19 protein-coding genes, 1 pseudogene and 1 riboswitch are annotated in these 23081 nt (G+C 63.8%); of the genes and pseudogenes, 11 read left to right on the top strand and 9 right to left on the bottom strand.

Annotated elements, in window-relative coordinates; all coding sequences use genetic code 11:
• Nucleotides 1-18: 18 nt before the first annotated feature.
• Entirely contained in the window at nt 19-1125 is a 1107-nt protein-coding gene (locus DGA31_RS19395) for an alpha/beta hydrolase (protein ID WP_241509622.1), read from the bottom strand.
• 178 nt (nt 1126-1303) lie between these two features.
• Here DGA31_RS19395 and DGA31_RS19390 point away from each other — a divergent pair, with 178 nt between their 5' ends.
• The 5 genes and pseudogenes from DGA31_RS19390 (at nt 1304) to DGA31_RS19375 (ending at nt 6853) form a co-directional block, all read left to right on the top strand.
• The gene (locus tag DGA31_RS19390) at nt 1304-2428 is read left to right on the top strand and encodes a CdaR family transcriptional regulator (protein WP_109513709.1); all 1125 of its coding nucleotides are present in this window, start codon (nt 1304-1306) and stop codon (nt 2426-2428) included.
• A 90-nt stretch (nt 2429-2518) separates the two neighbouring features.
• Nucleotides 2519-3694: a glycerate kinase gene (locus DGA31_RS19385; protein WP_109513654.1), complete on the top strand. Its 1176-nt coding sequence runs from the start codon at nt 2519-2521 to the stop codon at nt 3692-3694.
• A gap of 168 nt (nt 3695-3862) precedes the next feature.
• Nucleotides 3863-4633 (top strand): annotated as a pseudogene (locus DGA31_RS30850) (MCP four helix bundle domain-containing protein); the annotation flags it as partial.
• Nucleotides 4625-5488, top strand: a complete 864-nt coding sequence (locus tag DGA31_RS30845) for a methyl-accepting chemotaxis protein (protein WP_421957988.1) — start codon at nt 4625-4627, stop codon at nt 5486-5488. The pseudogene DGA31_RS30850 and the gene DGA31_RS30845, both read left to right, overlap by 9 nt.
• Nucleotides 5489-5596: 108 nt before the next feature.
• On the top strand, nt 5597-6853 hold the full coding sequence (locus tag DGA31_RS19375) for a D-mannose isomerase (protein WP_056837147.1): 1257 nt from the start codon (nt 5597-5599) through the stop codon (nt 6851-6853).
• Nucleotides 6854-6879: 26 nt separating this feature from the next.
• On the opposite strand, the gene nirD is transcribed toward DGA31_RS19375, so the two are convergent.
• The gene (gene nirD, locus DGA31_RS19370; protein WP_109513652.1) at nt 6880-7257 is read right to left on the bottom strand and encodes a nitrite reductase small subunit NirD; all 378 of its coding nucleotides are present in this window, start codon (nt 7255-7257) and stop codon (nt 6880-6882) included.
• Nucleotides 7257-9818 (bottom strand): nitrite reductase large subunit NirB, encoded by a 2562-nt coding sequence (nirB, locus tag DGA31_RS19365; RefSeq protein WP_109513651.1) that lies wholly within the window; start codon nt 9816-9818, stop codon nt 7257-7259. The genes nirD and nirB overlap by 1 nt, the downstream gene beginning before the upstream one ends.
• A gap of 409 nt (nt 9819-10227) precedes the next feature.
• Here nirB and DGA31_RS19360 point away from each other — a divergent pair, with 409 nt between their 5' ends.
• A complete protein-coding gene (locus DGA31_RS19360; RefSeq protein ID WP_109513650.1) occupies nt 10228-10740 on the top strand; it encodes a GNAT family N-acetyltransferase in 513 nt (170 codons plus the stop codon).
• Nucleotides 10730-11353 carry an HD domain-containing protein gene (locus DGA31_RS19355; protein ID WP_109513649.1) on the top strand — a complete coding sequence of 208 codons (624 nt, stop codon included), beginning with the start codon at nt 10730-10732 and terminating at the stop codon, nt 11351-11353. Before DGA31_RS19360 ends, DGA31_RS19355 begins: the two co-directional genes overlap by 11 nt.
• Before the next feature lie 23 nt (nt 11354-11376).
• Here DGA31_RS19355 and DGA31_RS19350 read toward each other — a convergent pair whose 3' ends face one another.
• Complete coding sequence (locus DGA31_RS19350; RefSeq protein ID WP_109513648.1) at nt 11377-13380, bottom strand: peptidase U32 family protein; 2004 nt, start codon at nt 13378-13380, stop codon at nt 11377-11379.
• 256 nt (nt 13381-13636) lie between these two features.
• On the opposite strand from DGA31_RS19350, the gene DGA31_RS19345 reads away from it, so the two are divergent.
• Both DGA31_RS19345 and DGA31_RS19340 read left to right on the top strand, forming a co-directional pair.
• The gene (locus tag DGA31_RS19345; protein ID WP_109513647.1) at nt 13637-14482 is read left to right on the top strand and encodes an alpha/beta hydrolase; all 846 of its coding nucleotides are present in this window, start codon (nt 13637-13639) and stop codon (nt 14480-14482) included.
• A gap of 343 nt (nt 14483-14825) precedes the next feature.
• A complete protein-coding gene (locus tag DGA31_RS19340; RefSeq protein WP_193551523.1) occupies nt 14826-15839 on the top strand; it encodes an AraC family transcriptional regulator in 1014 nt (337 codons plus the stop codon).
• Nucleotides 15840-15849: 10 nt separating this feature from the next.
• On the opposite strand, the gene DGA31_RS19335 is transcribed toward DGA31_RS19340, so the two are convergent.
• Complete coding sequence (locus tag DGA31_RS19335) at nt 15850-16863, bottom strand: zinc-dependent alcohol dehydrogenase family protein (protein WP_109513646.1); 1014 nt, start codon at nt 16861-16863, stop codon at nt 15850-15852.
• Nucleotides 16864-17039: 176 nt separating this feature from the next.
• On the opposite strand from DGA31_RS19335, the gene DGA31_RS19330 reads away from it, so the two are divergent.
• Nucleotides 17040-17957, top strand: a complete 918-nt coding sequence (locus tag DGA31_RS19330; RefSeq protein WP_109513707.1) for a LysR family transcriptional regulator — start codon at nt 17040-17042, stop codon at nt 17955-17957.
• 41 nt (nt 17958-17998) lie between these two features.
• Here DGA31_RS19330 and DGA31_RS19325 read toward each other — a convergent pair whose 3' ends face one another.
• The 4 genes from DGA31_RS19325 to DGA31_RS19310 form a co-directional block, all read right to left on the bottom strand.
• Nucleotides 17999-18790 (bottom strand): ABC transporter ATP-binding protein, encoded by a 792-nt coding sequence (locus tag DGA31_RS19325; RefSeq protein WP_109513645.1) that lies wholly within the window; start codon nt 18788-18790, stop codon nt 17999-18001.
• On the bottom strand, nt 18787-19809 hold the full coding sequence (locus DGA31_RS19320) for a FecCD family ABC transporter permease (protein ID WP_109513644.1): 1023 nt from the start codon (nt 19807-19809) through the stop codon (nt 18787-18789). The genes DGA31_RS19325 and DGA31_RS19320 overlap by 4 nt, the downstream gene beginning before the upstream one ends.
• Nucleotides 19806-20819 carry an ABC transporter substrate-binding protein gene (locus tag DGA31_RS19315; RefSeq protein WP_109513706.1) on the bottom strand — a complete coding sequence of 338 codons (1014 nt, stop codon included), beginning with the start codon at nt 20817-20819 and terminating at the stop codon, nt 19806-19808. The genes DGA31_RS19320 and DGA31_RS19315 overlap by 4 nt, the downstream gene beginning before the upstream one ends.
• Before the next feature lie 156 nt (nt 20820-20975).
• A riboswitch (cobalamin riboswitch) is annotated at nt 20976-21310 on the bottom strand.
• Nucleotides 21311-21328: 18 nt separating this feature from the next.
• Nucleotides 21329-22045: a FadR/GntR family transcriptional regulator gene (locus DGA31_RS19310; RefSeq protein ID WP_056837170.1), complete on the bottom strand. Its 717-nt coding sequence runs from the start codon at nt 22043-22045 to the stop codon at nt 21329-21331.
• 115 nt (nt 22046-22160) lie between these two features.
• Between DGA31_RS19310 and DGA31_RS19305 the strand changes: the two genes are divergently transcribed.
• Nucleotides 22161-22895, top strand: coding sequence for a FadR/GntR family transcriptional regulator (locus DGA31_RS19305; protein WP_056837172.1), 735 nt, complete (start codon nt 22161-22163; stop codon nt 22893-22895).
• The last annotated feature ends 186 nt before the right edge of the window (nt 22896-23081 follow it).

Raw genomic sequence — 23081 nt, 5'->3', positions numbered from 1 at the left:
TCGCGGGCAAGCGCGCTCCTACTGGGCCTCCATCACGCCGAGCATCACTTGTGCTTGCCACGGGTAATACGGGTTGAAGGTCAGCCGTGCATGCACCTTGCCGGCGGCGCGGTAGCCCCAGTCCGAGTACCACACCGGCTCGCCGGCGACGCAGCGGGCCATATCGGTTGCTTCCTGGCCGTTCCAGCAGATGCGCTGGCTGCCGTTGGGACCGTACAGCGGGTTGTCGGGCGAGAACAACAGGCCCATGTGGGAAAACTGGCTGATCTGCTGTTCGGGCAGATAATCCTCGCGCACCAGCACCCGTGGATGCGCGGCAGTGCTGTCCGGATCGCTGCCGTACCACACCAGCCGGCTGGCCGGGTGGGTGAAGCGCGCGTTGAAGCTGTCCAGTACAAATCCGGTATCGAGCACCGAGTCATGCTCGGTCAGCGCTACGAATACCGGCTTGGCATAAGGCTTTTCGACCAGTCGCTGGCGCGCCAACACGCTGCTGAGGTGAAACTGGGCAAAGCCGTTGGTGGGCACGTTCAGGTAGCGCACCGGGGTCTGCATGGGCCGCACGCCGTCGTTGGGTTCGGCCAGCCAGGGTCTGGCCCAGCCGATCCACGGCGTCAGCCATACATAGGCGCTGTCGGAGCGAAACGCTGGCGAAAACAGCAACAACCCGGCGACGTCATCGTGCTCGTAGGCATAGTCGAGCACCAGATTGGCCCCGGTGGAAAACCCGCCCAGATACACCTTGGGTACATCGCGGGCCAGTTGCGCGGCCTGCTCGCGCACCACCTGTTGCCACTGCTCCAGCGTCACCTCCAGCATGTCTTCGGGACGTGTGCCATGGCCGGGCAGCAGCACAGTACGCACCAGATAACCCTGATCGGCCAGGGTGCGGCCGATGTCATGAAACGACCAGGGCGAATCGCCAAGCCCGTGCACCAGCAACACGCCGGCCCTGGGCGTACCGGCCGGGCGCCACTCCTGCGGCGCGTTCCAGGCCAGCTCGGCATCGCGGTTGTCGGTCTGGAAAACACGGTGGTTCTGCAGCCACTCCAGTGTCTGTTGCCGGTAGCCGGAAAAGCCGGTGTGCGGCTGCACATCGCCGGTTTTCCAGGCACAGGCTTGCAGGGGGAGGGCGCATAAGACAGCAAGCAGGCGGTAGCGGGGCACGTTCAAGACCTTCAATGACCAGGGCACCCGGCACTGTGCCACGCGCTTCGCGCGAGGCTCCACTTTCAGGCACACTCCGGGCCTCATAACTTCAACAAAATGTATCGGCATGCCGATCCTGCCGCAGGAGACTGCCATGTTCGCCCTTGATCGCGCCCTGGCCCAGGACATCGTCGACCGTGCCATGGCAATCCTGCCTTACAACGTCAATGTCATGGATTACTTGGGCATCATCATCGGCAGCGGTGATGCCGGGCGCCTGAGCACCCGTCATGAGGGGGCTCAGGAAGTGCTGGCGACCTGTCAGGTGGTGGAAATCGACGCCCTGGCTGCCAGTCGCCTGGGCGGGGTCAGGCCGGGTGTGAACCTGCCCTTGATGCTGGATCATCAATTGATCGGCGTGCTGGGCATCACCGGCGACCCCGAGCAGGTGCGTGTGTACGGCGAGCTGGTCAAGATGACTGCCGAGATGCTCATGGAGCAGCGCCGCCAGCAGGCCGACCGGCAATGGCGCCGGCAACGCGGCGAAGAATTGCTGGCGCGCCTGCTGTGGGGCGACTGCCCCGACAGCCTGGTCGACGAAGCCCTGCACCTGGGCCTGCAACCGCAGCAGCCGCGCCAGGCGGTGCTGATGCGCCTGAGCGAGCCGCTGGACATGAGTCACCCGCTGGTCATGCGGCTCAGCAGCCGCTACCCGCAAAGTTGGTGCCTGTTGCGCGAGCCGACCCTGTTGTACTGGTGCCGGACGGTCGAGCGTGAGCGCAGCCACGAGCGTACCCCTGAACGTGGTTACGACGACGCTCACTTGCTTGAACAGGCCACCGCCCAGGGCTGGCCGATCCTGCGCATGGCCACCGCCGAAGCTTCGTCGAGCCTGCCAGGGTTGCGCCAGGCCTGTGCTGCCACCCTGGACCTGCTCGACTACGCCAGCCATATCCGCCCGGCGCAGCGCCTGCTGCACTTGCAGGACCTGCGCCTGCCGGTGCTGTTCTGGCGTCATCGCCACGACTGGCTGGCGCAGGACATTGCCGGCTCCATCACGCGCCTGCACGAGCACCCCCAGTTAGTGGAAACCCTGGATCGCTGGTTCGAGCACAGCGGCGAAAGCCAGGTGTGCGCCGAGGCCCTGGGCATTCATCGCAACAGCCTGCGCTATCGCCTGGAAAAGATCGCCGAACTCACCGGTTGCAACCCGTACCGCAGCGACGACCTGTTGCGGCTGTACCTGGGGCGGCACGTCACGCCTGGTCTGTGCAAATGAACGACAGGCGATGACTGGCATTGTGCGACGGCCCGGCGTAAAGCCCTGGTGCGGATGCGAACATGCGGGCACAAGAAGAGGAGATGCATCATGAAAATCGTCATTGCCCCCGACTCGTTCAAGGACAGCCTCAGCGCGCAAGCCGTCGCCCAGGCCATCGCCAGCGGCCTGAGCGACGTCTGGCCCGAGGCCGAGCTGCGCCTGTGCCCGATGGCCGACGGCGGCGAGGGCACGGTCGAATCAGTGTTGCAGGCCTGCAACGGCCAGTTGCGCACGGCCCAGGTACAAGGCCCGCTGGGCGAACCGGTCGAAGCGCACTGGGGCTGGTTGGCCGAAAGCCGCACGGCCATTATCGAGATGGCCACTGCCAGCGGCCTGCAACTGCTGAGCCGCGAACAGCGCGATGCCTGCGTCACCAGCACGTTGGGTACCGGTGAACTGATTGCCAGTGCCTTGGACGCGGGCGCGCAGCGGGTGATCCTGGCCATTGGCGGCAGTGCGACCAACGACGGCGGCAGCGGCATGCTCGCCGCGCTGGGGGTGCGTTTCCTGGACGCTGATGACGCGCCTTTGGCGCCTGGCGGCCTGGCCTTGGCGCAGCTAGCGCGTATCGACCTGAGCGGGCTGGATGCGCGCCTGGCGCAGGTGCGATTTGAAATTGCCGCCGACGTCGACAACCCGTTGTGTGGTCCGCACGGCGCGTCGTACACCTTTGGCCCGCAGAAAGGCGCAACGCCTGAGCAAGTGCTGGCGCTGGATGCCGCCCTGGATCATCTGGCCGATCACTGCGCCCAAGTGCTGGGGACCGACGTGCGTGACAACCCCGGCAGCGGCGCAGCCGGCGGCATGGGCTTTGCGGCCAAGGCCTTCTTGCACGCCACCTTCCGCCCCGGCGTCGAAGTGGTCGCGGAACTGACCGGGCTTGAACAGGCGCTGGTTGGTGCGGACCTGGTGATCACCGGCGAAGGCCGCTTCGATGCCCAGACCCTGCGCGGCAAGACGCCGTTGGGTGTGGCCCGTTTTGCCGCCCGTCATAAGGTGCCGGTGATCGTCCTGGCCGGCACCTTGGGCGAAGGCTACGAGCAGTTGTACGCACACGGTATCCACGCCGCTTTCGCATTGGCCAACGGTCCGCTGACCCTGGACGAGGCCTGCCGACACGCCGCTGCCTTGTTGCATGACCGCGCCCGTGACCTGGCCCGGCTGTGGGACCTGGCGGCCGGTAGGACCGACTTCAGTCGCGAACCAGGCACCGCCGATTCATGACCCTTCGCGGCTGAAGCGGATCGCCGCCCGGCCGCTACAGCAAAAGCGCATGCGGGTGGATAAATGAGGGCTATGGCCCTCAAGAAGTCTGAGCAGAGGCCGATAGGGTGGTGGGGTTGTACGACAACCTCGTTTCGATCCGCCACCTTATAAGAAAGAGCCGTAGCCATGAACCTACGCAACCTGACCATCGCCCGCCGTGCGGGTCTGGGCTTTACCTTGATCTCCCTGCTTGTGGCTGTACTGGGCTGGTTTGCGCTGGCTCAGATGCAGACCATCCGTGAAAGCGAAGTCGCCGTTGAAACCAACTGGGTGCCGAGCATGCGGGTGGTCAGTGACATTCGCGAAATCATGCTGCGCATCCGCACCATTTCCCTGCGCATGGCCCTGGACCCGGATCCGGCCAACGTGGCCACCTACAAGGGGCAGATGGACACCCGTCTCAAGGACCTGGATGGCAAGCTGGTCATTCTCGACAGATTCATCGATACCCCTGAAGAAAAAGTGCTGGCCGATCAGTTCCGCACCACCCTGGCCGAGTACCGCAGTGGTCTGGAGCGCTCGTTCGTGCTCGCGGCGCAGAAGGATAACGCCGGGCTGATCAAACTGCTGTTGGTCGACATGAAGCAGATCGTCGATGGCTCGGGCAAGCAACTGTCCGACCTGGGTGATTTCTATGCCAAGCGCATCGAGGCCGAAGGCCTGGCGGCCGCCACCCAATACGATCATTCGCGCTTGATTGTGATGGCATTTGTACTCTTGGCCGCGCTGGCCACCATCGGGCTGGCACTGTGGCTGACCCGCAGCATTGTGCGCCCGCTTGAAAGTGCCGTGCGCGCCGCCGAGCATGTGGCCAGTGGCGACCTGACCCATGACATTCATGTCCAGGGCGAAGATGAAGTCACCCGCCTGCAACGGGCTTTGCAACAGATGCAGAACAACCTGCGCGAAGCCATGCGTCATATCGGCAGCTCGGCCACGCAACTGGCCTCGGCGGCCACCGAGCTCAATTCGGTCACCGAAGACAGCTACCGCGGACTGCACCAGCAGAATGCCGAGATCGACCAGGCGGCCACGGCCGTCAACGAGATGACTTCAGCGGTCGAAGAAGTGGCGCGCAACGCCGTATCGACCTCTGACGCCTCCAACCATTCCAGCACCTCGGCCAAGGCTGGCCAGCAGCGCGTGCTGGACACCGTGCAGTCGATCCAGACGTTGACCGATAACGTGCAGGCCACCTCGACGCTGGTGCAGAGCCTGGCCAACCAGTCCCAGGACATTGGCAAGGTACTGGATGTCATCCGTTCGATCGCCGAACAGACCAACCTGCTGGCGCTCAACGCCGCCATCGAGGCGGCGCGGGCCGGCGAGTCCGGGCGTGGCTTTGCCGTGGTCGCCGACGAAGTGCGGGCCCTGGCGCACCGCACCCAGCAGTCGACCCTGGAGATCGACGCCATGGTCAATGCCATGCGCAACGGCTCGGCCCAGGCCCTGGAGTCGATGCAGACCAGCCGCGACCGCGCCGGCTCCACCCTGGAAATGGCCCGTGGCGCCGGTGAATCGCTGAGCGAGATCACCCGCTCTATCAATCAGATCTCTGAGCGCAATCTGGTCATTGCCAGCGCCGCCGAAGAGCAGGCCCAGGTGGCGCGGGAAGTGGACCGCAACATTGTCAATATTCGCGACCTGTCGATGCAGTCGACCCAGGGCGCCAACCAGATCAGCGCCTCCAGCAACGAGCTGTCGCGCCTGGCGGGCGATCTGAATCAGGTGGTGGCGCGCTTCAAGGTCTGACCGATACACCGCTTGCCCATGGCCGGCCTTGGCGCGCATTATCGCCACGGTCGGTCAGGACGGCCTTGGGCAGCCTGATCATGGTCAGGTTCAAGAGGGCAGTGCGTCATGGACAAGCATCTTACCCCGCAGGTCACCCGCAGCTGGCTGCATGCACCGCGCCATCGCCAGTGGCTTGACCAGGAAGGCGCACGCCTGCTGGCGTTCGCCAGGGCCGCCAGGCTGGAACAGGGGTTCGGCGACCTGGACACCTATGGCCGGCTGCGCGTGGGTGCGCGGGCCCAGACCCTCAATACCTCCCGCCTGGTGCATTGCTTTGCCCTGGCGCATATCCAGGGCATTCCGGGGTTTTCCGAACTGATCGACCATGGCTTGGCCGCCCTGTCGGGGCCGCTGCGTGATGCCGAGCATGGCGGCTGGTTCGATGCGCCGCTGGACGAAGGCGGTGGCACCGACAAGCAGGCGTACCTGCATGCCTTCGTGGCACTGGCGGCCAGCTCTGCCGTGGTGGCCGGACGGCCGGCGGCCAGGGCGCTGCTCGAAGAAGCGACAAGCGTCATGCTTGAGCGGTTCTGGAGTGAAGAAGAGGGCGTGCTGCGCGAGTCGTTCTCCCGTGACTGGCAGATCGAAGAGGCGTATCGCGGCGCCAACAGCAACATGCATGGCCTTGAAGCCTTTCTGGCGCTGGCCGATGTCAGCGGCGACAGTCGTTGGCTGGAGCGCGGGCTGCGCATCACCGAGCGGCTGATCCACCAGCACGCGGCGGCCAATGACTTTCAGGTGGTGGAGCATTTCAGCCAGCACTGGGAGCCACTGCCGGACTACAACCTTGATAACCCCGCCGACCCGTTTCGTCCCTATGGCACCACCCCAGGCCACGGCTTCGAGTGGGCACGGCTGCTGTTGCATCTGGAGGCGGCGCTGCTGGAGTCTCGCTGCAATGCGCCAGGCTGGCTGCTCAAACAGGCCGGTGAACTGTTCGACAGCGCCTGCCGGCATGCTTGGGAGGTCGATGGGGCGCCGGGCATCGTCTATACCCTGGACAACGAGCGCCAGCCGGTGATTCGCCAGCGCTTGCACTGGACCCACTGCGAAGCGGTGGCGGCGGCCGGCGCGCTGTTGCAGCGCACCGGCGAGCCGGTCTATGAAACCTGGTATCGACGCTTCTGGGATTTTAATGACACCTGTTTCATCGACCGCGAGCACGGCAGCTGGCGCCATGAACTCGACGCGAGCAACCGCCCCAGCGCCGAGATCTGGCCCGGCAAGCCGGACCTGTACCACGCCTATCAGGCCGTGTTGCTGCCTATGCTGCCCCTGGCGCCCAGCCTGGCCTGCGCACTGGCCAGGCAGACCCAGGGTTGACGCAACCGGTCTGCAGCGTGGCGCGGTCAACGTGCGGCAATCTCGACCCACTCGCCATTCAAGCGCACCGGCCACACTTCCAGCTTTTGCTCGGGGTATTCCAGGCAGCTGCCGTCGTGCAAACGGAAATGCTGCTTATACAGCGGCGAGGCAATCACCAGGTCGTCGCCCAGCTTGCCCAGCAGGCCACGGCCGATCACATTGGCGCCTGACTTCGGGTCACGGTTGTCCATCGCATACAGGGCCTGTTCCTGACCTGGCAGGTAGAACAGCGCCACCTGGCGGTCGTTGAACCAGGCCACCACGCCGGAGTTGGCGACCAGGTCCTGGCGCTCGCACAGGGTTTGCCAGTGCAGGGCGGCGGTCTGGGCGTGTTCGGCATACGCTTCGTGGGTCTGGCTCATTACACCACCTCCTTGAACAGGGGAATCAGGTTGAGTTCATCGGCGCGTGCCGGGCGACGCTGCTCGCGCTCACGCACAAAGTGCACGTCCGGGTCCTGGCGCTTGTCGTTGACGAAGGTGCGGAAGCGCTTGAGTTTTTCCGGGTCCTTCAGGGCGTTGGCCCATTCGCATTCATAGCGGTCGACCACCAGTTGCATTTGCGACTCAAGCTCGGCGGCCAGGCCCAGGCTGTCGTCGATGATCACCGCCTTGAGGTAATCCAGGCCGCCTTCGAGCGACTCGCGCCATACCGAGGTGCGTTGCAGTTTGTCGGCGGTGCGGATGTAAAGCATCAGGAAGCGGTCGATGTAGCGGATCAGCGTCTCGTCATCCAGGTCGGTGGCGAACAGCTCGGCGTGGCGCGGGCGCATGCCGCCGTTGCCGGAGACGTACAGGTTCCAGCCGTTCTCGGTGGCGATGATGCCCACGTCCTTGCTCTGCGCCTCGGCGCACTCGCGGGTGCAGCCGCTGACCGCGAACTTGAGCTTGTGCGGTGAGCGCAGGCCCTTGTAGCGATCCTCGATGCGCAAGGCCATGGCCACGCTGTCTTGCACGCCATAGCGGCACCAGGTGCTGCCCACGCAGGATTTCACCGTGCGGGTCGACTTGCCGTAGGCATGGCCGGTCTCGAAGCCGGCGGCGATCAGTTCGCTCCAGATGTCCGGCAGCTCGTGCAGTTGCGCGCCGAACAGGTCGATGCGCTGGCCGCCGGTGATCTTGGTGTACAGGTCATATTTCTTGGCCACCGCGCCGATGGCGATCAAGCCGTCTGGCGTCACTTCACCGCCGGGAATGCGCGGCACCACCGAGTAGGTGCCGTTCTTCTGCATATTGGCCATGAAGGTGTCATTGGTGTCCTGCAACGGGATCAGCAACGGGTCGGTGATCGGCCGGTTCCAGCACGACGCCAGGATCGAACCCACCGCCGGCTTGCAGATGTCGCAGCCCTGTTCGCCCTTGCCATGGTGATGCAGCAGTTCGTCGAAGCTTTCGATGTTCTCGACCCGCACGATCGAATACAGCTCCTGGCGGGTGTAGGCGAAGTGCTCGCACAGGCTCTTGTCGACGCTCACCCCACGGGCAATCAGTTCATGTTCGAACACCTGCTTGAGCAGGGCCGCGCAGCCGCCGCATCCGGTGGCCGCCTTGGTGCAGGCCTTGATACCGGCCAGGTCCGTGCAGCCGCCGTCGATGGCGGCGCAGATCGAACCCTTGCTGACGTTGTGGCACGAGCAGATGGTTGCCGTGGCGGGCAGGGCGTCGGCGCCCAGCGCCGGGGCGCCGTCGCTGTGCGGCAGGATCAGGCTGGCCGGGTCAGCGGGCAGGGCGATGCCGTTCTGGGCGTATTGCAGCAGGGTGTCGTAGTAGCTGTTGTCACCCACCAGCACCGCGCCCAGCACCTGCTTGCCATCGGCCGAGACGACAAGACGACGGTAGCTGGCAGTGGCTTCGTCGATGTAGCGGTAGCTGACCGCACCGGCCAGGGCGCCGTGGGCGTCGCCGATGGAGCCGACATCCACGCCCAGCAGCTTGAGCTTGGTCGACATGTCAGCGCCGAAGAACGACTCGGCATCCTGTTCGCATAATTGCGCCGCCACGCTGCGGGCCATCTGGTAGCCGGGTGCGACCAGGCCGAACACACTGCCATTCCAGGCCGCACACTCACCGATGGCGAAGATATCGGCATCGCTGGTGAGGCAGTGTTCATTGATGTTGACCCCGCCACGCGGGCCCAGCTCCAGCTCGCACTGGCGCGCCAGGGCGTCTTGCGGGCGAATGCCGGCAGAGAAGACGATCAGGTCGGTTTCCAGGAATTCGTCGCCGGCAAAGTTCATGCGGTAACGGTATTCGCTGCCGGCGCTGATCGACTGAGTGGCGCGCGACAGGTGCACGCCGACGCCCAGGGCTTCGATACGGGCCTTGAGGGCTGCGCCGCCGAGTTCATCGAGCTGCACCGGCATCAGGCGTGGGGCGAACTCCACCACATGGGCTTCCAGCCCCAGGGACTTGAGCGCATTGGCCGCTTCCAGGCCCAGCAGGCCACCGCCGACCACCACGCCTCGGCGCGCCTTGGCGGCGGCAGCGCGGATGGTGTCCAGGTCGGCCAGGGTGCGGTACACCAGGCGCGAGTCGCCCTCGGCGCCTTCGATGGGCGGCACGAACGGGTAGGAACCGGTGGCCAGCACCAGCTTGTCGTAGGCAAAGCTGCCGTGGGCGGTGATGACTTCGCGACGGCTGCGGTCGATCTCCAGCACCGGCACGCCCAGGTGCAGGCTCAGGCCGGGCTGCTCGTAGAGCGCTGCGGCACTCATGGCCAGGGATTCGGCATCGCGGCCGCCAAAGTATTCCGACAAGTGCACGCGGTCATAGGCCCGCTGCGCTTCTTCGCCGAAGACATGGATGCGATAGCGTTCAAGTGCGCCGCCCGCAATCAACTGCTCGACGCAATGATGACCGACCATGCCATTGCCGATGACGATCAGTGTTTTTACATCGTTGTGAGTCAAGACTGTGGAGTTCATAGCACGTCCCGGCCTAGGCCAATCAGGTTTTGTGAAGCAAAAAAAAGGCGCCCGGAACCTTTCGGTTCCAGGCGCCTTTGCCTGTTCTGGTTATAGGGTGTCATCGGGGCGTCGTTGCCGGATGCACCTGGTGCCCTTTGGCCTCTGCCGGCACATGCCTGGGCAAGAGTGGCGATCAGCGTCGATCGGCCGGGGCAGCCCGGCCACACGAAGGGCGGGGTTGGCAACAGCAATGCAGAGCTTGTGCCAGCTTGCGCAAAGCCTTGTAAACCGGGCGTTTGCAGGCATTGGTCAAGGTTTCAGGTTGATGCAAGGTTGCCTTTAAATGGTGCGCAACGGTCCATAAGGCTGTAAATCTGTGCATGAACAGGTCTATTAATCTTGTGTTTCAGACTGGTGAACTCAATCAATGCCCGAATCGATCCCGCAGATTAACCCTGCACGTCCCGCGGACATCGCCGCGATTCTTGCGTTCGTGATGCACGCCCGGGCGCAGATCTTTCCCATGCTCGACCCCGATGTACTGCCCGCCGACCTGGCCGGTTTCGAGCAGGTCTACCTCAATGATGCCGATGGCCATTTCCTGATTGCCAAAGTGCACGGGCAGATTGTCGCCGCCCTCGGCTACCTGCCGTACGATCATCGTTTTGCGCAGCTCGATTACCAGGGCCGCAAGACCGTGGAAATCGTGCGCCTGTTCGTCGACCCTGCGTGGCGCAGCGCCGGCCTGGCCGGCCGGCTGTTTGAGGTCATCTGCGAGCAGGCGCGGGCCGATGCGGTCGACGTGCTGTACCTGCACACTCACCCGTTTCTGCCGGGCGCCATTCGCTTCTGGGAAAAGCACGGTTTTGTAACCGTTGACGTCGAAAGCGACCCGGTGTGGCAGACCACCCATATGGAGAAAGTGCTGGATGAACAGTGAACTGCAACACGAGCGCTGGCAGCGTCTATGGACGGCATTGGGCGCGCCACCGGCACCTGAGCGTTTCGAGCAACTGCGCACGCTGTACGCTGAGCCGGGTCGGCATTACCACAACGCCACGCATATCCTGGCCTGCCTGCAAGGCTTCGATGAACTGCGCGACCTTGCCGAAGCGCCGCTGCAAGTGGAATTGGCCATCTGGTACCACGACGCGATCTACGACCCGAGCCGCCAGGACAACGAAGCGCGCAGCGCCGATCTGGCAGGCGAGGTGCTGGCCTGCGCAGGACTCGATCACTGCCGCCAGGCAGTGATCGACCTGATCATGGCCACTGATCACCGGCAGCCGGCCAGCACCCATGATCAGCGGCTGCTGGTGGACATCGACCTGTCGATCCTGGGCGCCGACGCGCCGGCTTACCGGACCTACACCGAAGCGGTGCGGCGTGAATACGGGCGTTTTCCAGACGCGCTTTACCGCCCCGGCCGAGCGGCAGTGTTGAAGAAATTTCTCCAGCGTCCGGTGATCTTCACCACCGAGCCGGGCAGGGCGCGCTGGGAGGCCCCGGCGCGGCGCAATATCGAAGCCGAGATTCGTGAGCTTGAAGCGTAGGGCCGAGGCCCAGGCTGGCTACATCAATGCGGGGCGTGGCGCTTGACGGTCTTGAGCAGGTCTTCAGGGCTGATATGCCCGACGATCCCGGCCTTGTCGCTGCCCGGCAGCGGCAGGTCGAGGATATGGCCCTTCATCTTGCCCACCACATGCATCTCGCATGGCTTGCAATCGAAGGTCAGGGTCAGCACTTCATCACCATGCACCAGTTGCATCGGGGCCACCTTGGTGCGTACGCCGGTCACGCCCTTGGCCTGCTTGGGGCACAGGTTGAACGAGAAGCGCAGGCAATGCTTGGTGATCATCACCGGCACGTCACCGGTTTCTTCGTGGGCCTCGTAGGCCGCATCGATCAACTGCACGCCATGACGATGATAGAAATCACGCGCCTTCTGGTTGTACACGTTGGCCAGGAACGACAGGTGCGACTCAGGGTAGACCGGCGGCGGGCTGGTCTCGGCCTTGCGACCACCCCGTGGATGGGCTGCAAGGCGCGCGGTTTCCAGGGCCTCGATGGCTTCGCGGCGCAGGGCCTTGAGCTGCGAGTTGGGGATGAAGAAGGCTTGTGGGGCGTCAAGCTTCACGTCCTGGGCATGGTAGATCGTGGTGCCCAGCTGGGTCAGCAGGTCACGCAACTGTTCCAGCGCCTGCTCGGGTTTGTTCGCCGTGCCGAACGGGCCTTCCAGCGTGACCGTGGCACTGACGCCTTCCTCGCTGGTGGCACACAGGCTCAGACGCTCTTCACGCAGCTGCGCCTTCCACTGGATGCCGATACGGCGCTCGGCCGAGGTGCGGGCCAGCGCTTGCTGCCAGTTATGGTCCAGGTTGCGGCTTAGCGGCTGGTTGGGGCGCACGCTGGCCAGGGCAGCCGGCATCTCGTTGGGTTCGACCCGGTAGCGCCAGCGCTTCTCGCCGTCTTCTTCGAACTCACCCTTGAGCTCGGCGATGTTGGCGCGAAAGCCGACCACTTCACGCTTTACCTGCACGTTGAGGCCGTCGCCGTTGGACAGTGGCTCATGGGTCACGGCGATCAGGTCGCGCTTGTTGACCTTCTCGACGGTGCCCACCGGCAGGCCGGTGAAGGTCGGGGTGTCGAAGGCACCGATGTCGATCTTGCGGTCGGACACGAAATAGTCAGTGCTGCCACGGTGAAAGGTCTTTTCCGGATCAGGCACGAAAAAGTGCGCGGTGTGGCCGCTGGAAGCGCGGGCCAGGTCCGGGCGATCGTTGAGGATTTCGTCCAGGCGCTGACGGTAGTAAGCGGTGATGTTCTTCACATAGCTCACATCCTTGTAGCGGCCCTCGATCTTGAACGAACGCACACCGGCCTCGACCAGCGCCCGCAGGTTGGCACTCTGGTTGTTGTCCTTCATCGACAGCAGGTGCTTTTCGAACGCCACCACACGGCCCTGGTCGTCCTTGAGCGTGTAGGGCAGGCGGCAGGCCTGGGAGCAGTCGCCGCGGTTGGCGCTGCGCCCGGTGTGCGCATGGGAAATGTTGCACTGCCCGGAGAAGGCCACGCACAGCGCGCCATGAATGAAGAACTCGACAGCGGCGTCGGTGCCGTCGGCGATCTCGCGGATCTGCTCCAGGTTCAGCTCGCGAGCCAGGACCAGTTGCGAGAAGCCGGCCTGGTCGAGAAACTGCGCCCGCGCCAGGGTGCGGATGTCGGTCTGGGTGCTGGCATGCAGCTCGATGGGCGGAATGTCCAGCTCCATGACCCCCAGGTCCTGCACGATCAGGGCATCGACACCGGCATCGTAGAGCTGGTGAATCATCTTGCGCGCCGGCTCCAGCTCATCATCGTGCAGGATGGTGTTGAGGGTGGTGAAGATCCGCGCATGGTAGCGGCGGGCGAACTTCACCAGCTCGGCAATCTCGCTGACCTCGTTACTGGCGTTGTGCCGTGCGCCAAAGCTCGGCCCGCCAATGTACACGGCATCGGCGCCATGCAAAATGGCCTCGCGGGCAATGCTGACGTCGCGGGCAGGGCTGAGCAGTTCGAGGTGGTGCTTGGGTAAGGACATGACGAGCGAGATCCGGCGCAGGGCAAAGCGCGCATTGTAGAGGTACTGGCCGTGCGCCGCACCCTTTGCCGGTCAGATGGACGTGGATCGACGCCAATCACCTATTTATGCGAGTGATTATCAACAAGTTCTAGCCTATGCAGTGCGCCTCTTCATTGCCGTCCTTCAACTATCCGGATAGTCATGCACACCCTGGCGGATAGCCGTGGCCCGCCGCTTGCGGCCTAATCGACACCGGACTCAGGCGGAGACGACCATGGCCACGCTCGACGATTATTACGATGTGCAGTACAACGCCCGCGCCAGCGTGGCCGACTATGAGCACTATCCCCGGTTGTACCGCAGCCTGAGCGAGGCCGCGCACGCCAGTTTGCCGGTGATCAGGGACGTCGCCTACGGCCCGGGCAGTGGTGAGCGGCTGGATGTTTTTCCGGCCGCGCAGCCTGATGCGCCGGTGCTGTTGTTCATTCACGGCGGGTACTGGCGCGCCCTGTCCAAGGCCGACTCGGCCTTCATGGCGCCGGCGCTGACCCAGGCGGGCGCCTGTGTGGTGGTGATCGATTACGACCTGGCGCCAGCCGTGACGCTGGATCACATCGTCGACCAGACCCGGCGCGCCCTGGCCTGGGTCCATCGGCATATTGCCGAATTCGGCGGCGACCCTGCGCGCATCGTGGCCAGCGGCAGTTCGGCCGGCGGGCATCTGGTGGGCATGCTGCTGGCGGGCGGCTGGCATCAAGACTACGGCGTACCGCCCTCGGTGCTGCACGGTGCCTTGCCGATCAGTGGACTGTTCGACCTGCAGCCCTTGCTGGCCACCCATATCAATGCCTGGATGCATCTTGATGAAGTGTCGGCCCGGCGCAACAGCCCGCAGTTTCACCTGCCAGCACACGACACACCGCTGAAAATCAGCTACGGCGCGCTTGAAAGCGAAGCGTTTGCTCGCCAGTCCCATGACTATCTCGACGCCTGGTGTCGCGAGGGTTTGTCAGGGCAAGGGGTCAAGGCGCCGGGCCGCAATCATTTCGATGTGGTGCTGCAACTGGGCGAGCCCGGCACACCGTTGTACCTGGCGGCCAGGCAACTGCTGGGCCTCTGAGCGGTAACAGGGCTGTGTCGGGACTACCCAGATTCTGGGCCGTGCAGCCGCTAGACACGGTTTTCAGACGTTGTTGTCAAGCGCTCGCCACCCGTGCGGCGTTGCCATGCCTTGAGGCAAGGACTGCTCTGTTCCGGGGCATTGCGCGGTGGCGGCGACGAGTGGGTAAACGCCGGTTCAAGGCACTGGCGCCCGCACTATCCGGATAGTGCGCGATTGCTATCCGCAAAGTGCGGGTTTGTTTGCGCGGGGTCGGCGTGGCCTGACGCTTGCATCGAGTTCAGGCAGATGCGCCGCAGAGCGCACACCTGATAACCGCGAAACAGCCTTGATGACGAGTGCCATGATCAATTCCAAGCCTGAATCTCACCTGCGTGATATCCATGCCGACCATTTCGACCTGGCCGGTGCCTGTTCCTGGATGTCGCATATCTGCGGCCCTCACCAGCTCAAGGCCAGCAGCCCGGGGCGCATCCAGTTTCGCCACAGCGCCAACGTGCTCAAGTCGATGTCCACCACGCTGGGCATTGTCGAGTACGGCACCGATGTCACCGTGGGCATCGCCGACCTCGACAGCTTCAACAGCTACAGCGTCAGCCTGCCGCTGTGCGGCGAGCAGGAATTGAACAAGGGCGGCCAGCGCTTGCGCTCCGACGCCGAGCACGGGGTGATCATTGCCCCCAACGAAACCCAGGAACTGAGCATCGCCGGCGACTGCCGCAAGTTGCAGGTGGTGATCAGCCGGGTGGCGATGAACCAGACCCTGGAAGACTTGCTCCAGCGCCCGATCGGCGAGCCCTTGCGCTTCGCCGCCGGCATGGACGCGGTCAACGGGGCCGCAGCTTCCTGGTGGCGCATGGCTCGGCACTTTATCGAGGAGATGGAACGCGGCGAGCTGTACGACCACCTGCTGTTCAGTCGCGACCTGGAAAACGCTCTGGTCAAGGGCCTGATCCTGGCCCAGCCCAATAACTATTCCGACGCCTTGCGTGACACCCTCGGGGTGCGCATGCCGCATTACCTGGTGCGCGCCAGGGACTACATTCACGCCCACGCCCGCGAAGACCTGTGTGTCGAGGACATCGAGGCCGCCAGCGGCGTATCACGCTTCAAGCTGTTCGAAGGCTTTCGCAAGTACATCGAACTCTCGCCGATGGCCTACCTGAAAAAGTACCGTCTTACCGGCGTGCGCCAGGAAATCCTCGAGCACCGGGGCACCCGCAATATCTCGGCGATTGCCATGGAATGGGGCTTCACCCACCTGGGGCGCTTTTCCAGCGAGTACCGCAAGCAGTTCGACGAAAGCCCGAGCACGACCTTGCAGCGGGCCGAAGTCCGGCGTTCGCGGTCGCATTGAGGTGCGGTCGTTACTGAGCGATTTTGATGACGACCTTACCGAAGGCACCCCTGGCCAGATGTTCGTACGCCTCGCGTGCCTGATCGAACGGGTACACATGATCGATGATCGGACGAATCTTGTGCTCATTGAGGAAGTCGTTCATTCGATCAAATGACGAGCGTGGAGCAACGGCTATGCCGCGAATCGTCGTTTGTCGAAAAATCATGGGCATCAGGTTCAGGGCAGAGGTCTGGCCTGTCAGAAAGCCGATCTGCGCAATACGTCCACCTGCCTTTGTGGCGGCAACCGATTGATTGATGCCGTCACCGCCTGCCACGTCCAGCAGCAGATCCACGCCCTTGCCATCAGTGAGCTTCAGGACTTCCTCGGCCCACTCAGGGGTGGTGCGATAGTTCACGCCAGCAACCGCGCCCAGCTTTTTTACCGCTTGCAGATTGGCATCACGGCTGGAGGTGACGATGACCCTGGCGCCCAAGGCAGTGGCAATCTGTGCCGCAAAAACAGAAACACCTCCAGATCCCTGCACCAGAACGGTCTGGCCGGCCTCGACCTGACCATAGTCGACGAGCGCATACCACGCTGTCAGGGCCGCAATCGGAAGGGTCGCGGCCTCCTCATCCGACATGTAGTCAGGAACGCGTACCGCGCTGTCTTCATGAATGACCATGTACTGCGCCAGGCCACCCGGCAGTGGCGAGCCGAAGCAGTAGTCGGGTTCATCCGGCCCAGGCATGCCGTCCAGCCAGCGTGAATACAGGTGTGAGTTGACCCGATCGCCAACGGCGAATCGGCTGACACCTTCGCCCACTGCCACGACAGTCCCCGCCGCATCGCTGACGGGGATCAGCGGCTTGGGCACCTTGTGAGGTTCGTAGATACCGTCAACGATGGCCTTGTCGCGGAAGTTGAGCGATACCGCGCCTACTTTCACCAGCAGTTCACCGGCTTGGGGCACGGGGGTCTGTGTCTCGCCCTGTACCAGGTTATCCAGTCCGAAATCGTTCAGAAGCCACGCTTTCATGTTCCGTCTCCAGTCGTTTTGAGGTGCAGAGCAGGAAACGCTCTGTCAGCGCCCATTGTTCTGGATTGCCCCGCCGGGATAAATGCGCAGGAACCGACAGCATTGTTATGCTGGCAAGCAACAATCATCGCAGTGACAGGTTTCTTGGAGGAGGGCTGATGGAGCTTCTACAGGCGATGCAGGTATTCGCCAGGCTGGCGGAACTGGAGAGCTTCACCAAAGTTGCAGAAGCCATGCAGACAGGGCGCCCGCACGTCACTCGTACCATTCAGGACCTTGAAGCTTCGCTGGGAGTTCGGCTCTTTCAGCGCACGACTCGCAAGGTAAAACTGACTGCGCAGGGCGCGCGATTTTACGAACGCGTCAAAGAAATCCTGGCGAACATCGCAGAGACGACGACCATGTTTGATCGCAATGGATCAGCATTACGTGGACGGCTTCGAATCGATATCCCCACGGCCTTTTCCCAGCACCGCTTCATGGAAAGCCTCAGGCGATTTACAGAGGCTTTTCCCGAAATCGAGCTGGCGCTGGGGGTGACCGACCGCAGGGTGGATCTTGTGGCCGAGGGCATCGACTGCGTCGTCAGGATTGGTGACCTTCCAGATTCAAGTCTGGTGGCCAGAAAAATTGGCACCGTCATCATGGTGACCTGTGCGTCCCCGGTGTATCTCCAGGCCTGTGGGGCACCCGCGACCCTGCACGATCTGATCGATCATCGGTGTGTCAGCTTCCTTTCCGGCCAGAGTAAGAGGCCGCTTCCCTGGCATTTCTCGGTGGACGGCGAGGATCATCCTTACACGCCCCACGGGGGCATCACTGTGAATGAGTCAAATGCCTACGTTCAATGTGGTGTTGCCGGCTTCGGTATTGTCCAGGCGCCAGGAATCGCCGTTGAGACCTTCCTGGCAAATGGAGAACTGGTCGAGGTGCTCGGCTCCCATCGTCCACAGCCGCGCCTGGTGTCGGTGCTTTACCCAAGCAGAACGCATCTTGCTCCTCAGGTAGAAGCCTTTGTGGAGTGGCTGAAAGAACATTTTCCTGTGCTGCACCCTGACTGGTTCATTGCGCCATCACCTTCGATTGCAGGCTGACTGCGCAACGGCCGGATTTCGCGAACACGTTGCAAGTCGTGTTACAAGGCGCGCAAGCGCAGCAGCCGCGTGCCGTCGAGCGGGTCGGTCAGCCAGTGGCCGTGTACGCCAAAGGCATTGAGCAGGCGTTCGGGGGTCAGCACGTCGTGAGGCAGGCCCAAGGCAATCAGGCGCCCACCGTGGAGCAGGGCCAAACGGTCACATTCCAGCGCCTGGTTGAGGTCGTGCAGGGCGATCACGCAGGTGACCGGCAAGGCCTTGACCAGGCCGAGAATGCTCAACTGATGCTGAATGTCGAGGTGGTTGGTGGGTTCGTCCAGCAGCAGGATCTGCGGCCGTTGCGCCAGGGCGCGGGCAATATGCGCGCGCTGGCGTTCGCCGCCGGACAGGGTCTGCCAGTGACGCTCGCGCAGGTGCAGCAGGTCGACGTCCACCAAGGCCTGGCGCACGATCTCATCGTCCTCGCCGCTCCAGGGTGCCAGCGCCGACAGCCAGGGCGTGCGACCCAGCTCCACGGCGTCGCGCACGGTGATGCTGTCGCTGGTGTCGGCCTGCTGCTCGACCACCGCCAGTTGCCGGGCCACGTCACGGCGCTTCATCTGTGCCAGCGGCTGGCCGGCCAGGTGCACGCTGCCGGCGCTGGGTGCCAGGAGACCTGACAGCAGCTTGAGCAGTGTGGACTTGCCCGAACCGTTAGGGCCGACAATGCCCAGGGTTTCGCCGGGCCGCACGCTGAGGCTGACGTCCTGCAGCAAGGCCTGGCCCTTGACGATATGGGTCAGCCCGGTGCAACCGAGCGCTGCGGTATCGAGCAAGGGAGAAAAGGCATTCATCGCGGGCTTTTTCCCCGGATCAGGATCAGGGCGAACACCGGCGCGCCGATCAGCGCGGTGATCACCCCGACCGGCAGGGTCTGGCCCTTGATCAATGTGCGCGACAGCACGTCAGCGGCAATCAGAAACAGCGCGCCGCACAAGGCGCTGACCGGCACCAGCCGGGTATGACGCACGCCGACCAGCATGCGCACGGCATGCGGGATCACCAGACCGACAAAACCGATGGAGCCGACAATCGACACCATCACGGCGGTGATCAGCGCTGCGCAGGTGATCAGCAGTACTTGCACACGGCGTACCGCAATGCCCAGCGAGGCGGCCGAGTCGCTGCCGAACATGAACGCATCCAGCGCCCGGCGATGCCACATGCACACCAGCAGGCCGGCCAGCACCACCGGCACCGCCAGCCACACCGAATGCCAGCGCACGCCGCTGAGGTTGCCCAGCAGCCAGAACATGATGCCGCGTGCCTGCTCGGAGCTGGCCGACTTGGTGATCAGAAACGACGTCAGGGCATTGAACAGTTGTGAGCCGGCAATGCCCGCCAGAATGATATGCCCGGCCGCGCTTGAGCCTTGGGAAGAGCGGGCGAGCAGGGCGACCATGGCAAACGCGGCCATGGCGCCGGCGAATGCGCCGGCCGACAGCGAAATCGCCCCGGCACCGATGCCCAGCAGGGCGACCAGCACCGCACCGGTCGAGGCGCCGGCAGAAATACCCAGCAAATATGGCTCTGCCAGCGGGTTGCGCAGCAGCGATTGCAGCACCACCCCTGACAGCGCAAGGCCGGCACCGCAGGCGGCGGCGACGATGGCACGGGTCAGGCGGTAGTTCCAGATGATGCCTTCGTCGATGGGGTCAACCGGGAAACCGGCGCCCCATAGCTTGTTGGCCAGGATCTGCCCGACCACCTCCATGCTGATGCAGGTTTCGCCGATGGCGGCGCCGGCGATCACGGCCAGTACCAGCACGACGCTGACCCACAGGGCATGGCCCACCAACACCCAGGCTCTCATGGGGCCTTGTTGAACCGGTCAGCAGCGTCGGCCAGCTCTTCGATACCTGTGAACATGCGCAGGCTGGCCTGCATGGCGTCGGCGTCGATGATGACGATGCGGTCGTTCTTGACCGCGTCCATGTTGCGCGTCACCGGGTCCGACTTGAGGAAGGCCAGTTTGCGCGTGTAGTCGTCAGCCGGAAAGCGGCGGCGGTCCATGCGGGCGATGACCAGGATGTTCGGGTTGGCCTTGGCAATGGTTTCCCAGCCCACGGTCGGCCACTCTTCATCGGAGGTGACGATGTTGCGCAGCCCCAGGCTGTTGAGCATGAAATCCGGAATGCCTTTGCGCCCGGCCACATACGGGTCGATGTCGAGGTCGGCACTGGAGAACCAGAACACCGCCGAGACGTCTTTGGCCTTGTTGCGGTCGACGTTGGCCAGCGCCTTGGCCAGCCGCGCCTTCAGTTCGTCGACCACCTGACGGCCACGGTCCTGGACGTCGAAGATCTGAGCCAGTTGCTCGACGCTTTTATAGAGGGTGTCGATGCGAAACGGCTCCAGCCGCGTACCGTCGGCGCCGACCAGGTTGTCCTTGCCTTCACAGTCCGAAGGCAGGATGTAGGTCGGGATCTTCAGGTCATGAAACTGCTCGCGGGTGCCGACCACGCCCTGTTTGCCCACCATCCACTCCAGTTGCACGGCCACCAGCCCCGGGCGTTTGCCGATCACTGCTTCGAAACTTGGGTCGTTGTCGGCCAGGCGCTCGACCTTGTCGTTCTGGGCCTTGAAGCGCGGCAGTACGTCGTTGAACCACAGTGAAGTGCCGGCCAGGCGTTCACCCAGGCCCAGTTCATAGAGCATCTCGGTGCCGGCCTGGCCGATGGTCACCGCCTTGTCCGGGGCCTTGGCGAAGGTCAGCGGCAGGCCGCAGTTCTCGATCGTCAGCGGATACCGGGTGGGGGCGGCAAGGCTCTGGGCACAAAAGCCCAGGGTGACCATCAGCAGGGTCAGGCGCGGCAGCGACAGCAGGGGCGGCATGAAAGGGCGATCTCCATTTCGTACGAAAGCGGGACGCAGTGTACAGGCAGGAAATACATCGCGGTCGCGACCCGACAGGCAGGCCTCGGCAGAACACACGACAGCAAGGCGTGCGCGGATGTCCTTCCCGGACACCCCGCCGGTCAGTAAAAATTCAGGTCGGCAGGTCTCCTGACTGGCACGTCTGCGCCTTGCTCCAGCCTTCCCGGGGGTGAAACCCAGTGGCGCCTATGAAGCGGCTCGATGCCTACAGTTGCGGGGGCAGTTTCGTTTGCTTTTACCTGAGCGGTGACTGCGCATCGGTGGTGCTGCGTTGCAAACCGGATCGCAATGCTCATTTACTTGAGTAAACTCCGCTTGCTCGCCGCTTTGCGCCTTGACTCACCTTCGCGCGTCGACTTCTCAGGCAAAACCAGGCGTTTCACGGCCTGCGAATTCCCTGTTAGTTCCTCTCGGAAACCGACGGCGGCGATGGTAAACCATCGACACACGAGTCGCTAACGGTTTGTGTCCAGCCGCTGCAGGCAGTTGATCAGGTGCAGGCGCATGGCCGCGCGGGCCGCGTCGCCGTCCTGATGGACGATGGCCGTGAAGATCTGCGCCTGCTCGCGGGCCTGGGCCTCGGGGTCTTCGGCATGCGCCAGCACGGGCTGGTTGCCGAAGCCGGTGCCGATGCGTGGCAGGATGCTGCTGCCCAACTGGTTCATCACGTCGGTGAAAAAGCCATTGGCGGTGCACAGGGCAATATGGCGATGGAACTGGTAGTCAGCCTGTACCGTATCGACGCCTTGCCGGGCGCAGTCCTGCAAATGCTGCAACGCCTGGGCGATGGCCTCCAGTTGTTCCGGGGTGCGGCGCCGGGCGGCCAGGGCAGCGGCTTCCGGCTCCAGGCTCAGGCGCAGTTCGAGCACCGCCACGGCGTCGTGGCGCGTGCCGACCGCTGGCTCGTCGGGCGTTGCGCTGCGTGCTTGTGCGGCATCGACCACGAAGGTGCCGATGCCGTGGCGGGTTTCCACCAGGCCCTCGGCCTGCAGGCGCGACATGGCTTCACGCACCACAGTGCGGCTGACACCGGTTTCAAGGATGATGGCCTGCTCGGTGGGCAGTTTTTCACCGCTTTTGATCTCGCCTTCACGAATCCTGCGGGAAAACTCGGCGACCAGCTGCTGGGTCAGGTTCGAGCGACGGCCCGAAGCGGCGGATGGTTGGTCCATATCGATGGTCAAGTCCTGTGGGGCGCTGAGTATAACCTCGTGACGCGCCGGGATGCGGGTGTGTTTGTCGTTCTGTGCGGCCTATAATCGGGTATCCGACAAGAATGAGGCTGTAATGTCCGACAACGCCGCTCCCGCGCAGAAAAACCATCGACGCCTGGCCGAAACCCTGGTCGACCGCTTTGCCCAGCGCATGCGCGACGGCGTGCTGCAGCGCGGCGAAAAGCTGCCCTCGGAAGTGCATATCATGGAAGCCGAAGGTGTCAGTCGCACCGTGGTGCGTGATGCCCTGTCGCGGTTGCAGGCTGCCGGTCTGGTCGAGACCCGGCACGGGGTCGGCACCTTCGTGCTCGACATGCCGGCACCGGAAGGCTTCAGCGTGGGGCCGGCGACCATCGCCACCTTGTCCGATGTACTCAATCTGCTGGAGTTTCGCCTGAGCGTGGAAGTGGAAGCCGCCGGGATGGCCGCCCAGCGGCGCAGCCCCGAGGCGTTGCTGGAACTGAAGCGGGCCTTCGAGGCGCTGCTCGAAGGCCCGCAAAAATCCGGCACCACCATCAATGCCGACTTCCAGTTCCATCTGAAGATTGCCAAGGCCAGCGGCAATGCCTACCTGATCGACATCATGAAGCACCTGGGCACCAAGCTGATCCCGCGCACCCGCATGAACTCGGCCTACACCGGTCAAAGCGACCGCACCGCCTACCTCAAGGGCATCGATGCCGAACACCGGCAGATCTACGAAGCCATCGCCCAGGGCAACGTCGATGCCGCGCGTGCCGCCATGTACCTGCACCTCAACGGCAGCCGCATGCGCCTGCGCCGCACCCAGTCGCTATACGGCGACTGACCCCCGTAGGAGCGCGCTTGCCCGCGACCGGCTGCGTAGCAGTCGTAAAAATAGTGGCGTTTCCAAGATTTCTGCGAGCGCTACGCACTCGGTCGCCGGCAAGCGGGCTCCTACCGGACGGTGTCTGTCCCAATAGCCTGCTGGCCCGCGACTCAACGGCAGCCGCATGCGCCTGCGCCGCACCCA

The organism is Pseudomonas ovata (genome assembly GCF_003131185.1).
Taxonomy (GTDB): domain Bacteria; phylum Pseudomonadota; class Gammaproteobacteria; order Pseudomonadales; family Pseudomonadaceae; genus Aquipseudomonas; species Aquipseudomonas ovata.
The sequence above is the reverse complement of the archived record's forward strand: the minus strand, read 5'-3'. Positions and strand labels throughout refer to the sequence as shown.